We start from the raw sequence: 13,698 nt of genomic DNA on the forward strand, positions 1-13,698 counted from the left end.
CAAGTGAAAATGTAAGAGGGAAGAAAAAATTAATTAAGTGGCAAGAGATAAACAATGAGTGTCAGTACTGCGGCCAGAGCCAGCGACTGAACGAGGATGGTGATAGCGGTCTTGCGGTCAGCTGCCAGAGCGGCCTTATCGGCTACGCGAGAGATTTTTCCTAGGCGTCCAAAGTTAAATGTGCCCATAAAACCGTATGCCAGACAGAAGCGCTTACGTGATTGAACGAAGCCAATGGAGAAGACTGCAAGCGGGAGGAAAATTCCCAAACGAATCGAAGGCGCTGCATCTGTTGAAATAAACCCAACGAGAGCACTTACGCTGAGAAAGAGTCCGATTAGCGCAACAACTTGGCGTTGGCGAACTTCAGCCTTACCGATATTGCAAGAACCTGCAACGTATTGATCGCTCATTTATGCATCTTCGAATTCATCTTCATCAACCCAAGCATCGGTAGATGTGTCATCTTGCTTCTCAACCCATGAGAGAAAAGAGCCGACAGCACGAAATGCCAGAATCGCAACGGTTACCGCTGCGATGAGTCGTCGAAGTGCCTTCATGAGGATAAAAATACTCCTCTTTAAGGATAAGTGCCTCTTTTATGCCTTAGAAAGTGCGGTGTCGATATCTCGCCACAAATCTTCAACATGTTCGCATCCGACTGAGAGGCGGATGAGGTTTTCTGGAACGCTGTCGCTTTCAAGTGCCCAACGGCGACGACGTTCCCATGTGGTCTCAACTCCCCCAAGGCTTGTCGCATTGGTGATGATGGCTGCGCCATCGCATACGCGTTCAGCTGAAACAGCATCACCTGTGATCTCGAAGGAGATAATCGCACCAAAACCTGGGTAGCGAACATTGGTAACAGCGTTATGCCCCGCCAACTTCTTAGCCAATTCTGCAGCGCTCTTCTGAGCCTGCTCAAAGCGGAGTGGGAATGTGCGAATGCCTCGAAGGCCAAGCCATGATTCAAATGGGCCAGGGATAGCGCCATAAGAGACTCGTGCATCTTGTAGACGAGCAAGCAGCGCTGAATCCTTCACTGAAAGAGAGCCGAGGATGACATCGCTATGGCCGGCTAAATACTTGGTCACCGAATGCATCACGATATCTGCACCGAAAGTAAGTGGTTTCTGATTAAGTGGTGTAGCAAAAGTGTTGTCGAATCCAACGCCCATGTTGCGCTTCTTTGCTTCGCCAATAATGACTGAAACTTCAGCGACACCAAGACCAGGGTTTGTTGGAGATTCAACCCATAAGAAAGCTGCGCCTTGCAATTGTGCAATTACCTCTTTCGTATCGGTGATATCTACGAAGCGAACTTCAAGGCGACCTTCTGCGTGATATCGCTTGAGCAGAGCCATCGTTCCGCTGTAACCCTCGTGGGATGCAACAACTGGCGCACCGTGAGGCAGAAGTGAGAATGCAGCAGTGATTGCAGCCATTCCAGAAGAGAAGAGCAGGGTTGATGTGGCTTCTTCAAGCGCGCTGATCGCTTCTTCAAGAGGCTGCCAGGTTTCATTGCCTGTACGTCCGTAATTGATTGGGCCACCAGCAACAAATGTTGAATTGAGCGAAATCGGAATATTGATACCTTCACCGGCTTCATGGCCTGGGCGACCCGATGAAATGGCAAGGGTCTCGGGATGAAGGTTCTCGTTGCTCATTGGATAAGAGTAATCGTTAGCGTAGAACTGTGGCGAGGCGATTGAAGGCCTCTTCAAGAATTTCAGGGCTTGTTGCAAAGTTGAGGCGCACAAATTGCGTTGCTTGTGAGCCGAAACGGTGGCCAGGAACAAAGGCGACCTTCGCTTTTTCAAGTAAAACACTAGAAGGATCTTCTCCTAAATTGAAGGACGTGAGATCTAGCCATGCCAAATATGAGCAATGCGGGATCAAATAACCAACTCCAGGAGTCTTCTCTGCGATCAGTTGAGAAACCAAATTTCTGTTGTGATCTAGTTGAACCATTAACTCGTTGAGCCACGGCTCGCCCTTTTCGAAGGCGGTCACTGTGGCAAAGGCTCCAAGAAGGGAAGCCCTGTAATGCGTGGCCGGCGCGATCCCATTAAGAAGCTCGTGCATCTTTTCGTGGTCGGTAACGATGATTGCGCACTTAAGGCCGGCAATATTCCAACCCTTGCTCGCTGCGGTGATTGTGATTCCAACTTCGCGCGCATTGTCAGATACAGCCAGGAACGGTGTGAATGTCTGCTCGGCAAATGTAAGCGGCGCATGGATCTCATCGCTCAAGACATAGACGTTGTGCTTCTTCGCTAAATCTGCGAGTCGAGAAAGCTCTTCCTTCGTATATACGCGGCCGAGAGGATTGTGGGGGTTACTGATCAGGTGCACCTTGATCCCAGATGCGTATGCCTTTTCGATTCCATCCCAGTCAAGAATCCAATGGCTTCCGTTAACTTCTGCTTCAGATTGAGTCAAAGGCACATCAACTTCTACTAGATGCGTCTCTTGAGACCATGTCCAAAAATTAGGATAGACAGGTTGATTAATTAAAATCTTATCGCCAGGTTTTGTAATTACACGAAGAGCTTCAACAACACCAACGCCTACATCGGCAGCAATGCGAACTTGTAGTGGATCAACTGTCCAACCCCAGCGACGCTTCGCAAATCCTGCAAAAGCTAGGCCCATTTCTGGAATCGACCCAAGATAACCTAAATCAGAATGATCGATCATCTCGCGAAGGGTTTGGCGAATTGGATCAGCTACGGGGAAATCCATTTCAGCAACAGGAAGTGGAAGGATCTCCTTAGGAAAGGCCCGCCATTTTTCGCTGCGGTGTGTCTGTAATTCAGCGAGATCGAGGGCCTTGAGGTGATGCATGGACTTAGTATGTCACTGCGAATAAAGTTAATCCATGATCTCCGAGTCGCAAATGAAGAAGATTGCGCGCGACTTAGCAGCACGTGATGCGCGACTCGCCAAAGTGATTGAGGCTCATCCTTTATGCACGCTAGGCAGAAACCCTAAGCCAGTCACCCACTTTGAGGCTCTCGTTGAATCGGTAATCTCACAACAATTAGCAGTAAAGGCTGCAGACACTATTTATGCCCGAGTAAAGGGTTTAGCTAAAGGTCGCATGGTTCCTGGTCGTATTGCCGAAATATCTGAGACAGATATGCGAGCAGCGGGGGTATCGGGCGCGAAGTTTAAAACTATCCAAGGTCTAGCCGATGCTGCACTTTCAAAGAGAATTAATATCAATAAGTTGCACGAAATTGAAGATGATCAATTCGTCTTTGATCAACTGACCTCGCTTTGGGGTATCGGTCCATGGACTGTCGATATGTTTATGATGCATCAACTCAGCCGATTAGATATTTGGCCGACCGGCGACCTCGGTGTGCGCCGAGGCTGGGAGAAGATGTATTCCCTTAAGGAAGAAATTCAACCCAAAGCGCTAGAAAAGAAGGGCGAGAAATTCCGCCCCTATCGAAGCGTTGTGGCGTGGTACTGCTGGAGAGCGATTAGTTAGCTAGCGCTGGAAATGTCACACCGGTCGATGAATGACAGTCATATCCGTTGGGATTCTTCTGCAGATACTTCTGGTGGTATTCCTCAGCGAGGTAATACGGAACTCCATCAGCGCTCAAGATTTCGGTGACAATCTGATCAATGCCTTCGCGGGTCAAAGCTGCTTGATAGACATCGCGAGTTACCTCGGCTTGAAGCTGTTGCGATTCAGAGGTCGTGAAGATGGCGCTGCGATATTGAGTTCCGATATCTCCACCTTGGCGATTAAGCGATGTTGGATCGTGCATCACCCAGAACTCTTCAAGCAATCTGCGATAGCTCACGCGAGTTGGATCAAAGGTGACTTCAACCATTTCTGCGTGGCCAGTGACGCCGGTGCAGACTTGTTCATATGATGGATTTGGTCGAACTCCACCCATATAACCAACGCTTGTCTCGAGTACGCCGTCGATATTCCAGAATCGACGTTCTGCACCCCAGAAGCAACCAGTTGCAAAATATGCTTTCTCTGAACTGTTCATAGTCGGATAACCTACCCTTGTACCTGCGCCCCCGTAGCTCAGGGGATAGAGCACTGCCCTCCGGAGGCAGGTGCACAGGTTCGATTCCTGTCGGGGGCACGCGATATAAATCACCCGTATTTAGAAAATCTCTTTCGCTACCTTCTTGTTTAAATATCTCGATATAGAGAGAATTGTCCCTTGCGCAGAGCACGCGCCGCATAATCAAGAATTACGAAGAGGAGGTAGAGCCATGGACTGGAGACATCAATCTGCATGTCGTGAAGAAGATCCAGAGCTCTTCTTCCCTGTCGGAAATACTGGACCTGCTATCACTCAGATCGAAGAGGCGAAGAAGGTCTGCAATCGCTGCATCGTGAAAGATCCATGTCTTGCATGGGCTCTTGAATCTGGACAAGATGCTGGCGTCTGGGGCGGTCTCTCTGAAGATGAACGTCGCGCATTGAAGCGCCGTGCTGCACGAAATCGTGCACGACTAGCCGAGAGCGGTCAGTAGTAACTTTCTTAATTACTTGGGAAGGAAAGCACGGCCCGAGTCTCTTGCTCATCTGTAATCAAAGATAGCGTTCCGCGTAATTCATTCTCTGTCAGGGTGCGAACAATCTGTAGCCCCAAGTTTGGTGAAGTTGAAATATCAAAGCCTTCAGGGAATCCCACACCATCATCTGAAATAGTTACCGATAACTCTGAACCATTACTTGAGACATGAATGCCGAGTGCGAGGCCTTCTTCGGCCAGGCCATGTTCGAGCGCATTATGAATTAACTCGGTGATGACAAGTGCAAGCGGTGTAGCAATTCGTGGTTCAAGAGAACCCAACTTTCCAGTTCGCTCAATGTGTAGTTCATTCATTCGCGGGCTGAGTTCGAGTGCGTGTGAAACCAAGCTATCGAGAACTTCATCAAATGCAACGGAAGAATCTCGGCTACTGGAAAGAGTTTCGTGAACAAGTGCAATTGATGCGATGCGACGTACTGCTTCATTGAGTGCAGCACTCGCACCTGGATCTTCGATGCGACGAGCCTGTAGGCGAAGTAGCGCTGAAACCGTTTGTAAGTTGTTCTTCACACGGTGATGAATCTCGCGGATAGTTGCATCTTTCGTGACCAATTCTCGTTCACGGCGGCGAAGCTCTGTGACGTTATTGAGCATCACGATCGCGCCAATTCTGTCACCGCTCTTAATCAGTGGAAGTACTGTGAAATCAATCGTTCCGCCCGCATTTTCAATCTCAACTCGCTTGAGAGATTTTCCTGTAAGTCCAAGTGCGATTGTCTCTTCATGTGCATCAGGGCGCACTCGCGCAAGAGATTGTGCAACTTCTCCAAGTAAATGTCCTTCTACTTCACTCATCCAGCCAAGTCGACTAAATGCCGAACGCGCATTTGGACTTGCATAAGAAACAACGCCATTTACATCAAGGCGGATAAGTCCATCACCTACGCGTGGTGCTGGATCAAAGAGTGACCCTGCATCTGGGTAAGGAAAAGTTCCTTCAGAAATCATTCGATAGAGGTTATGCGCAATCTCTCGGTAGTTAAGTTCGAGGCGGCTGGGTTGTCGCATCAGCTCTGAGTTTCGGTGGCGGGAAATTACTCCGATGACATGTTCATCAAAGATGACTGGAATCGTCTCTTCTTTCACCATGAAATCGCCCATGGGCTCAGGTTGCGTATCGCGAATAATTTCAGCGCTAGCAAGTGCTTGATCAATATGTGGGCGCGCTCCATATGTGATTTCTTCACCAATGACATCGTGTGGAAAGAGTGTGGCCGCAGTTGTTGGGCGTATATGCGCGACGGCAACATAACCTGTTGGCCAGCTCTTCATATCTTTACGCAACGGCACCCAGAGAATTAAGTCTGCAAAGGAGAGATCAGAAAGTAATTGCCAATCAGCTACAAGCTCGCGAAGACGATGGACTTGATCGGCAGAGAGCGGGCTTCTACCCTGAACGTAATCCTCGATTGATGCCATGGAAAACTACTTCAACCAGCTCTCGAGATTGTTGGCAATCTCTTGCGTTGCAAACCATGTCAGCTCTTCGCCATCATCAGAAACTTCAAAGAGGCATTCGAGGTGTTCCCAGAGCAGTGGGGTTAAGAGCGAGATAGACATATCGTGGCTCTCTTTAATGAGTTCCGGCGGAACTTCAAATGCGAGAACGCAGGCCTTGCCCGAGGTTGCGGTCTTCATTTCAATGGCATCTTCGGCTGCAACCATGGATAGCGTGAATTCGATTTCTTCATCATCTAAGTCTTGGTTATCGACAATAAATTGTGATGTCGGCGCGTAAAGATCTGAAACATCGAATTCGCGGGATTGAGCGAACTCGGAAACCTCTTGAGCTGTCATAGCTAGATATCCGCGCATGAGCCAAGCCTATAAGAAGTTATGAGGTTAATTCACCGGCAATATCTGCGATGACTTTACGCAAAAGCCCTCGTTCATTGGACTCGATAAGAGGAGAAAAGTTCTCTTCAGCAGCGTTGACACTTCGCGGGTCCCATGGGAGTCGAAGTAGTCGGGTTGGGCGAAGAGGAGTGACTAGCTGCAGAAATTGCTCTTCGCGCGAAGAGCCTCTCTTCACATGTGCACTTTGCGCATTGACAAATGATGGAGACGGTTTCATCGGATTGCGGTTTAGTTCATTGATAAGAGTCTTGAGGCGTTCTAATCCCAAATGGTTGGTCCGAGTAAGAATCCATATTTCATCTGCGTGCGTTGTCGACCAAATTATCGCCTCGCTCCCCCAACGACGCCCAGTGAGCGATTTATCAAAATCACGTAGTACTCCACAATCGATCAGAATGAAATCGAATTCAGAGAGAGCTCGATCGAGCAGTGAAAGATCTTGAGCAACGCTTTCTTGGGTGATTTCTAAAATATGTAACCCTGAAGAAATTGCACGGATTTCACCTGAGGTATTAAGGCCTCTCTCTCCCAACAGAGATGCGAATGACGCTGACTCTGCATGAGCATCAACAATCAAAACCTTTCTGCCTAGCTCGCTCAGTTCTGCTCCGAGATTGATAGTTAGCGTTGAAGTTCCCAGCGCTCCCGATGCTGCACTCAGAACAATCGTGCGTGCTCGCACCTTTGCGCCATGGCTACTGCGTATGAGTGGGTTGCGCAGCGATCCTCGCAAGAGAGCGACGAGTTCAAGAGTTGTTGCAGGCCGCGCTACTGCCTCAGGGTATTTATCTTGCAGATCGTTTTCTGCGCGAAAGAGTATGTACTTGGCTCCTTGCTTACGCAGAAGTTCTAGCCCAGCAGAAGTCAGCCCTTCGCAATCCGTAGAGAGAAGGAGCAAAGGCTTATCAGTTGTACTTGTATCCAAATAAGTAGTGAGGGATTGAAAATCCAGCGCACGAAAAAGAACGTTCCACCCTTGTTCATAGAGAGCGCTTGCTACGAAACCTTCGAACTCTGCATCCCGAATACCTGTAACGGCAATTTGCTGAACGAAATCACCCATGTGATCTCACGATGACAAGTCTTCCACTGGTTGTAGCCGATAAGAGATCGGGGACAGAATCTCGATTTACTGAAATCGTAAGTGCTGCTTCTCCCCCGAAGTTGCTTCCCTTGCGATCTAAACCAACGATAAACACTCCGCTAAGAATGTGATTGGGTTCCAGTGCTGCCTCACCATTTGATGCATCGTGTAGCTGAAAGATTGTTACAACTTCACCCACCTGCAGAGTTGATGGAATATCCACATTTCGAAGACTGATTGAGAGCTGTTGATTGACCAATGCTGCCGAATTATTAGTCAAGGCACTGACTTCAAGCAGATCACCTGGTGCTAACGGCCGTTTGGTAATCGATCCTACTGGGTTGCTCTGTTCGCCCAGATAGTTACCTCCTGAATTTCCTAAGGCGACCATTTGATAGCCAACATCGGATTGTTCTAACTGTGTTCCCATAGCAATAGGTTTGAGCACTACCCAATACTTCTCCCTCTGATTTGCAGCCTTCGACATAGCAAATGAGGCTAGGAGCGCTGCAGCACAGAGTGCGGTGGCAACAATGAGGCGAGTTTGGGAATTCTTCTTCTGATTCATGGGCGCAAGATACGAGCGACTTCACTCAATTTTCGAGGAGTTCTCCACAGTAGATCTTTAGTGCGACTGTAAATCATTCTTTGGGGCGATTCATTCAGCGCCTGAGTAGCCAAGTATCGGCAAATGACTACTTATGAAAATCTCACAGCGACATATCGATCTCAGGCTCCCATGATGCAGTTGATATCAAGCACTGAAGATCCTGCCCTCTGGAGCCATCCTGTTCTCGACCTCTTTGCTCCCCCCGTCATTGAACGAGTGGAGCAGAAAGCAAAGTTGTATCTGGTTCCTTCAACTTTTGGCGAAGAGCTAGAACTAGATGAGATGCCCATTCCAACTTCAGCATCGGACTTACCTGAGCTTCACGCTTGGACCATGAAATTTATTGTGAGCGTCATTGAGGTATGGGCAGGACGTCGCCAACCAGCGCAATTGATTCGATGGTGTCATCGCGTAATTTATATGGAACTACTGAAGAAATCAGGTAGTCAGAAAGAGATTGGCAAAATCAAGAGCATTCACCAGACCGAACCTCTAGATGGAATCTGCGAATCCACTGTAATCATCAGGTACAACGACCGCTTTCGCGCAGTAGTAATCCGTTTTGAAGGCGTTGATGGACGCTGGTTATGTACGGCGCTACAGATGCTTTAGAGCGTTACAGATTTAGGAAGCAGCCCCGTGGCAACGCTTGTACTTCTTTCCAGAGCCACAAGGGCAAGGTGCATTGCGAGTTACATCTCCTGATGAAGTAACTCCATTTTCATCGGCAGCGGTGTACTTCAGTGGCTGTGTTTGTACTGGCTTTTCAGTAACGCCACGAGCCTTTACCTGAGATCCGTCGCCTTCAATGGTTACTTCGACGTTAAATACAAGACTTGCAAGCTCTTCCTTGATGGCATCCATCATTGCTGCGAAAAGTTCGTAACCTTCACGCTGGTATTCAACGAGTGGATCGCGCTGTGCCATCGCACGCAGCCCGATACCTTCTTGTAGGTAATCCATCTCGTAAAGGTGTTCACGCCACTTGCGATCAAGGACTGAAAGCAGAACTTTTCGCTCAAGTTCGCGAAGAACTTCAGCTCCTAGCTCTTCTTCACGCTTCTTATATGCAGCAGCTGCATCATCAAGGATTCTTGCCTCAAGGAAATCAACATCGAGTGCCGATGCAGTTCCAACTTCAGCAATGATCTGTTCAGGTGTGAATGAGATTGGATAGATCAACTTGAGCGCAGTCCATAGCTGATCGAGATCCCAGTCTTCGCCAAAGCCCTGCTGCGCGGCAGCGCGAACGTAAGCCGAGATTGTTTCTCCCATAAAGTCTGAAACCTGCTCGCCGATATCTTTACCTTCAAGAACAAGACGGCGCTCACCGTAGATAACTTCGCGTTGGCGGTTCATGACATCGTCATACTTCAAAACATTCTTACGGATTTCGAAGTTCTGTGCCTCAACTTGAGTCTGGGCAGAGCGAATAGCATTTGAGACCATCTTGGATTCGATTGGTTCATCTTCAGGCAAACCGGCAGCGGCAAGTACGCGCTCGACAATTCCTGAGTTAAAGCGACGCATCAAATCATCTTGAAGTGAGAGATAGAAGCGAGATTCACCAGGATCGCCCTGACGTCCTGAACGTCCGCGGAGCTGGTTATCAATACGACGTGATTCGTGGCGCTCTGTGCCTAGAACATAGAGTCCACCGAGAGCGATAACTTCTTCATGCTCTTTTGCAATTGCAGCTTTCTGCTTCGCAATCTCTTCAGGCCATGCAGCTTCATACTCTGCTGCGTTATCTACTGGTGAAAGTCCGCGGCGCTGTAATTCGAAATCAGCCATGAATTCTGGGTTTCCGCCGAGCATGATGTCTGTACCGCGGCCTGCCATATTTGTTGCAACAGTTACGGCTCCCTTAACACCAGCTCGAGCAACAATCGCTGCTTCGCGTTCGTGGTGCTTGGCATTGAGAACTTCGTGTGCAACGCCTGCCTTCTTGAGGAATCCTGAAAGTTCTTCAGACTTTTCAACGCTGACAGTTCCGACAAGAACAGGTTGTCCCTTGCGATGGCGCTCGACAATATCGCGAGTAACGGCAGCGAACTTTCCGACTTCTGATTTGTAGACCAAATCTGGTTGATCGATACGTTGCATATCGCGGTTGGTAGGAATTGGAACTACGCCCAACTTATAAATCTGGTGGAATTCAGATGCTTCTGTCATTGCAGTACCAGTCATACCTGAGATGGTCTCGTAGAGACGGAAGTAGTTCTGCAAAGTAATTGTTGCCAAAGTCTGGTTTTCATCCTTGATATCGATGCGCTCTTTCGCTTCAAGCGCCTGGTGCAAACCTTCGCTATAACGACGGCCTGCAAGCATGCGGCCAGTGTGCTCATCGACAATGAGAAGTTCGCCATTCATGACAACGTAATCCTTGTCGCGCTTGAAGAGTTCCTTGGCGCGAACTGAATTGTTGAGATAGCCAATCAAAGTTGTATTTGCAGCTTCGTAGAGGTTTTCAATCTTGAGAAGTTCTTCAACTTTGGTCACACCTTCTTCAAGGATGCCGATGGTCTTCTTCTTCTCATCTACCTCATAGTGCGTATCGCGCTGTAATTTCGTCGCGATATTGGCGAATTCGACATACCACTTGGTTGCCTTATCAGCAGGTCCGCTAATAATCAGAGGCGTACGAGCCTCATCGATCAAAATAGAGTCGACTTCGTCAACGACTGCGAAGAAGTGATCGCGCTGTACACAATCTTCGAGAGACCAAGCCATGTTGTCGCGGAGATAGTCAAAGCCAAATTCGTTATTTGTTCCGTATGTAATATCTGAGAGATATGCAGCGCGACGCTCGGTAGGAGTCATGCTGTTAACGATGACGCCAACAGTGAGTCCTAAGAATCGGTGAATGCGGCCCATCCACTCGCTATCGCGTTCTGCGAGATAGTCGTTCACGGTGACGACGTGGACGCCGCGTCCTGCCAAAGCGTTGAGATAAGAAGGAAGGGTTGCTACAAGAGTCTTTCCTTCACCGGTGCGCATTTCTGCAATGTTTCCTTTGTGAAGCGCCGCACCACCCATGAGCTGAACGTCGTAGTGACGCTGGCCCAAAGTGCGCTTAGCAGCTTCGCGAACAACAGCGAAAGCTTCAGGCATCAAGTCATCAAGGGTTTCACCTTGAGAAAGGCGAGATTTAAATTCATCAGTCTTTGCACGCAACTGATCATCAGAGAGTGGAGAAATGGATGCTTCAAAGGCGTTGACCTTATCGACGATTTTGCTTAAGTCGCGAAGAATCTTGCCTTCGCCGGCTCGCATAAGTCGATCGAGAATTGAAGCCATCGGCCTACCTTCCACTTGCTTGTTAACCCCCTTATCTTAGGGGTTCGGCTATGCAGGCTGTTACGGCAGCTATGACCTCAATCCCGTTTTCACGCAGGGCCCGGGCGCCTTCATGAATAGTTGCCCCTGTTGTGACGAGGTCATCAACCAAAATTACCTTTTCACTGAGATATCTCAGGGATTTCATTGAACCCTCAATATTTACCAACCTCTGCTTTGCATCGAGAGAAGATTGATCTCTCACCTTTCTAATATGCGAAAGCATTTCAATCGTTTCTATTCCGGTGCCTTTACTTAGTCGCAGAGAAAGTTCGGTGATGAATTGGCGACCACGGGATCGTGCCACTGCGTGACGTGACGGAATCGGAACAAGTACACCTACTCCCCTCTCCTTAGCGCAGAAGTGGAAAGACCTCTGAAGTGCTTGAACCAATAAATCATCTGCCAACTTAATGTTGTTCTCTTTCGCAGCTAAGAGAACTTTACTTGCAACAGTTGAGTATTGAATTGAAGAGAAAATTGGGAAGTACGGTGAGGTTCTAGACCAACTTCGATAGATATGGGGATTCCATTTGCTTCTGCATTGTGAGCAAATCTCTAGGCCCAACGCAGAACAACCTAGGCATCGAACGGGAAAGATTATTTCTTGTAGCGACTTCAAGCTCTTCATCTCTGCATTCTCTATGCAGATAAGTTATGAGTTAGAGGTAAAAAGTTTCCTCGTGGAAATCTTTTGGCGCAGCCTTTATTGGACGTCCCTCAATTGCATCCCCTGCTCTGCGTGGCAAGGTGAGTACAAAGTGAGCGCCAAGCCCCGGTCTTCCCCACGCATCTAGTTCACCGTTGTGAAGGCGCGCATCTTCAAGTGCGATAGATAGACCCAGCCCTGTGCCGCCTCGAACGCGCGCACGTGAAGGATCTGCGCGCCAGAAGCGGTCGAAAACTCGAATGAGCGCTGACTCATCAAGTCCCGATCCGAAATCACGAACTCCAATTCCAACTTCACTCTCTGTCGCAACGATTGTGACTACAACTTCTTTGCCATCGCAGTGATCGAGCGCATTAGATAAGAGGTTTCGCATAATGCGCTCAACGCGTCTGATATCAGCTTGAATCTGCACGACAGGAAGTTCAGATTCAATTCGGATTCCAGAGTCTGTATCAAGTTCTCCCACTTGGAAGTCTTTAACGCAGCGGTTGATGAGTGCAACAACATCAAAATCCACAGGTTCAAGAACTGCTACTTCGGCATCAAATCTACTTACCTCGAGCAGGTCTTCCAGCAGACGTTCAAATCGATCAATCTGCGCAGCCAAGAGCTCGGAGCTACGTGCAACGAGCGGATCAAAGGAGGCTCGCTGGTTATAGATAACTTCAGATGCCATACGAAGAGTTGTGAGCGGAGTACGAAGTTCATGGGAAACATCAGATACAAAACGTTGTTGGACGCGAGAAAGGTTTTCAAGACGTGAAATCTGCTGTTCAATAGATTGCGCCATCTCGTTATACGAGTTGGCCAGAGTTGCCATTTCATCCTGAGATTCAATGCGCATACGTTGGCTGAAATCACCTTGGGTAAATTGCGTTGCAATTCGGGCAGCATCTCGCACTGGGCGTACAACCTGGCGAACTACCAGCCAGGTAATCATTCCGATTAAGAAGATAAGTGCAACGCCTGTAAAGAGAAGTGAGTTTCGAATGAGGTCAAGAGTTTCAGTCTGGCTTGTCAGAATAAAGGCGATATACATTTCATATCGTCCCGCAGTTGGAATGTTGATTCTCTCTCCAACGAAGAGGGTATTACCTTGGCTCACTTGCGCCGAGCGCAGGTCTCCGTATTCGTACTGGAGATCAGTGCCTTTTTGAATTCGTTCACGCAGCGCTTGTGGGACTGACTCGGCCTTAATCAAACTCGAAGACATCTCATAAGAAACTTTTGTTTTTCGCTCTCCTGGAACTTTAATGAAAATAACTTCACGGCGGCTCTGTTCTGAGCTCTGCGTCGTCGAACTAATAATCAAATCAGCGAGAGCTTTCTTACGCTCTTCCACTGAATCACCTTGCGATAGAAGCATCTGATACTGCGCGTTAAAGAAGGTGAATCGAGCTTCAGCAAGTGCTGAATCAAGGCTTACTTGGCGAATTCCGTCAGATAGACGTGAGTAGAGCGCAGATCCTGTTAGCGAAATTACGCCAAGAGAAAGCATGACCGTCGAGAGAATTACTTTGGTCGCAAGAGATTGCGAAAGCTTTCTACGAGCACCCATGTT

The 13,698-nt window shown here is 48.4% G+C and carries 15 protein-coding genes and 1 tRNA gene; 4 read left to right on the forward strand and 12 right to left on the reverse strand.

Translation table 11 applies throughout. The features are described 5' to 3' along the window. Nucleotides 1-29 precede the first annotated feature (29 nt). Genes AC8GFK_RS05125 through AC8GFK_RS05140 form a run of 4 tightly spaced genes read right to left on the reverse strand, consistent with a single transcriptional unit; the run spans nucleotide 30 to nucleotide 2,847 of the window. A complete protein-coding gene (locus AC8GFK_RS05125) occupies nucleotides 30-413 on the reverse strand; it encodes a hypothetical protein (protein WP_506624919.1) in 384 nt (127 codons plus the stop codon). Further along, the gene (locus tag AC8GFK_RS05130) at nucleotides 414-560 is read right to left on the reverse strand and encodes a hypothetical protein (protein WP_190276991.1); all 147 of its coding nucleotides are present in this window, start codon (nucleotides 558-560) and stop codon (nucleotides 414-416) included. Between the two features lie 39 nt (nucleotides 561-599). After that, complete coding sequence (locus AC8GFK_RS05135) at nucleotides 600-1,667, reverse strand: trans-sulfuration enzyme family protein (RefSeq protein WP_506624920.1); 1,068 nt, start codon at nucleotides 1,665-1,667, stop codon at nucleotides 600-602. A 16-nt stretch (nucleotides 1,668-1,683) separates the two neighbouring features. After that, a complete protein-coding gene (locus tag AC8GFK_RS05140) occupies nucleotides 1,684-2,847 on the reverse strand; it encodes a MalY/PatB family protein (RefSeq protein WP_506624921.1) in 1,164 nt (387 codons plus the stop codon). Nucleotides 2,848-2,881: 34 nt separating this feature from the next. Here AC8GFK_RS05140 and AC8GFK_RS05145 point away from each other — a divergent pair, with 34 nt between their 5' ends. After that, nucleotides 2,882-3,499, forward strand: a complete 618-nt coding sequence (locus tag AC8GFK_RS05145; protein WP_506624922.1) for a DNA-3-methyladenine glycosylase family protein — start codon at nucleotides 2,882-2,884, stop codon at nucleotides 3,497-3,499. Here AC8GFK_RS05145 and msrA read toward each other — a convergent pair. Continuing rightward, nucleotides 3,492-4,019, reverse strand: a complete 528-nt coding sequence (msrA, locus tag AC8GFK_RS05150; RefSeq protein ID WP_506624923.1) for a peptide-methionine (S)-S-oxide reductase MsrA — start codon at nucleotides 4,017-4,019, stop codon at nucleotides 3,492-3,494. The two genes, AC8GFK_RS05145 and msrA, sit on opposite strands and share 8 nt — an antisense overlap. Before the next feature lie 27 nt (nucleotides 4,020-4,046). On the opposite strand from msrA, the gene AC8GFK_RS05155 reads away from it, so the two are divergent. Continuing rightward, nucleotides 4,047-4,118: transfer RNA gene (locus AC8GFK_RS05155), tRNA-Arg, on the forward strand. Nucleotides 4,119-4,251: 133 nt separating this feature from the next. Then, nucleotides 4,252-4,515: a WhiB family transcriptional regulator gene (locus AC8GFK_RS05160; RefSeq protein WP_095673817.1), complete on the forward strand. Its 264-nt coding sequence runs from the start codon at nucleotides 4,252-4,254 to the stop codon at nucleotides 4,513-4,515. Between the two features lie 8 nt (nucleotides 4,516-4,523). On the opposite strand, the gene AC8GFK_RS05165 is transcribed toward AC8GFK_RS05160, so the two are convergent. From AC8GFK_RS05165 to AC8GFK_RS05180, 4 genes are read right to left on the reverse strand one after another with little or no spacing between them, the layout of a single operon-like run. Beyond that, the gene (locus AC8GFK_RS05165; RefSeq protein ID WP_506624924.1) at nucleotides 4,524-5,996 is read right to left on the reverse strand and encodes a sensor histidine kinase; all 1,473 of its coding nucleotides are present in this window, start codon (nucleotides 5,994-5,996) and stop codon (nucleotides 4,524-4,526) included. 6 nt (nucleotides 5,997-6,002) lie between these two features. Further along, on the reverse strand, nucleotides 6,003-6,392 hold the full coding sequence (locus AC8GFK_RS05170; protein ID WP_506624925.1) for a DUF6912 family protein: 390 nt from the start codon (nucleotides 6,390-6,392) through the stop codon (nucleotides 6,003-6,005). Between the two features lie 19 nt (nucleotides 6,393-6,411). Further along, nucleotides 6,412-7,497 carry a CpaE/TadZ family protein gene (locus AC8GFK_RS05175; protein ID WP_506624926.1) on the reverse strand — a complete coding sequence of 362 codons (1,086 nt, stop codon included), beginning with the start codon at nucleotides 7,495-7,497 and terminating at the stop codon, nucleotides 6,412-6,414. Next, nucleotides 7,490-8,086 carry a hypothetical protein gene (locus AC8GFK_RS05180; protein WP_506624927.1) on the reverse strand — a complete coding sequence of 199 codons (597 nt, stop codon included), beginning with the start codon at nucleotides 8,084-8,086 and terminating at the stop codon, nucleotides 7,490-7,492. Before AC8GFK_RS05180 ends, AC8GFK_RS05175 begins: the two co-directional genes overlap by 8 nt. 123 nt (nucleotides 8,087-8,209) lie before the next feature. Here AC8GFK_RS05180 and AC8GFK_RS05185 point away from each other — a divergent pair, with 123 nt between their 5' ends. Continuing rightward, entirely contained in the window at nucleotides 8,210-8,740 is a 531-nt protein-coding gene (locus AC8GFK_RS05185; protein WP_506624928.1) for an Rv3235 family protein, read from the forward strand. Between the two features lie 12 nt (nucleotides 8,741-8,752). On the opposite strand, the gene secA is transcribed toward AC8GFK_RS05185, so the two are convergent. From secA to mtrB, 3 genes are read right to left on the reverse strand one after another with little or no spacing between them, the layout of a single operon-like run. After that, nucleotides 8,753-11,428, reverse strand: a complete 2,676-nt coding sequence (gene secA / locus AC8GFK_RS05190) for a preprotein translocase subunit SecA (protein WP_506624929.1) — start codon at nucleotides 11,426-11,428, stop codon at nucleotides 8,753-8,755. 31 nt (nucleotides 11,429-11,459) lie between these two features. Further along, the gene (locus tag AC8GFK_RS05195; protein ID WP_506624930.1) at nucleotides 11,460-12,098 is read right to left on the reverse strand and encodes a ComF family protein; all 639 of its coding nucleotides are present in this window, start codon (nucleotides 12,096-12,098) and stop codon (nucleotides 11,460-11,462) included. A 31-nt stretch (nucleotides 12,099-12,129) separates the two neighbouring features. Next, on the reverse strand, nucleotides 12,130-13,695 hold the full coding sequence (gene mtrB / locus AC8GFK_RS05200) for an MtrAB system histidine kinase MtrB (RefSeq protein ID WP_506624931.1): 1,566 nt from the start codon (nucleotides 13,693-13,695) through the stop codon (nucleotides 12,130-12,132). Nucleotides 13,696-13,698 lie beyond the last annotated feature (3 nt).

It is taken from the genome of Planktophila turicensis (SeqCode), assembly GCF_965234405.1.
Classification (GTDB): Bacteria; Actinomycetota; Actinomycetes; order Nanopelagicales; family Nanopelagicaceae; genus Planktophila; species Planktophila turicensis.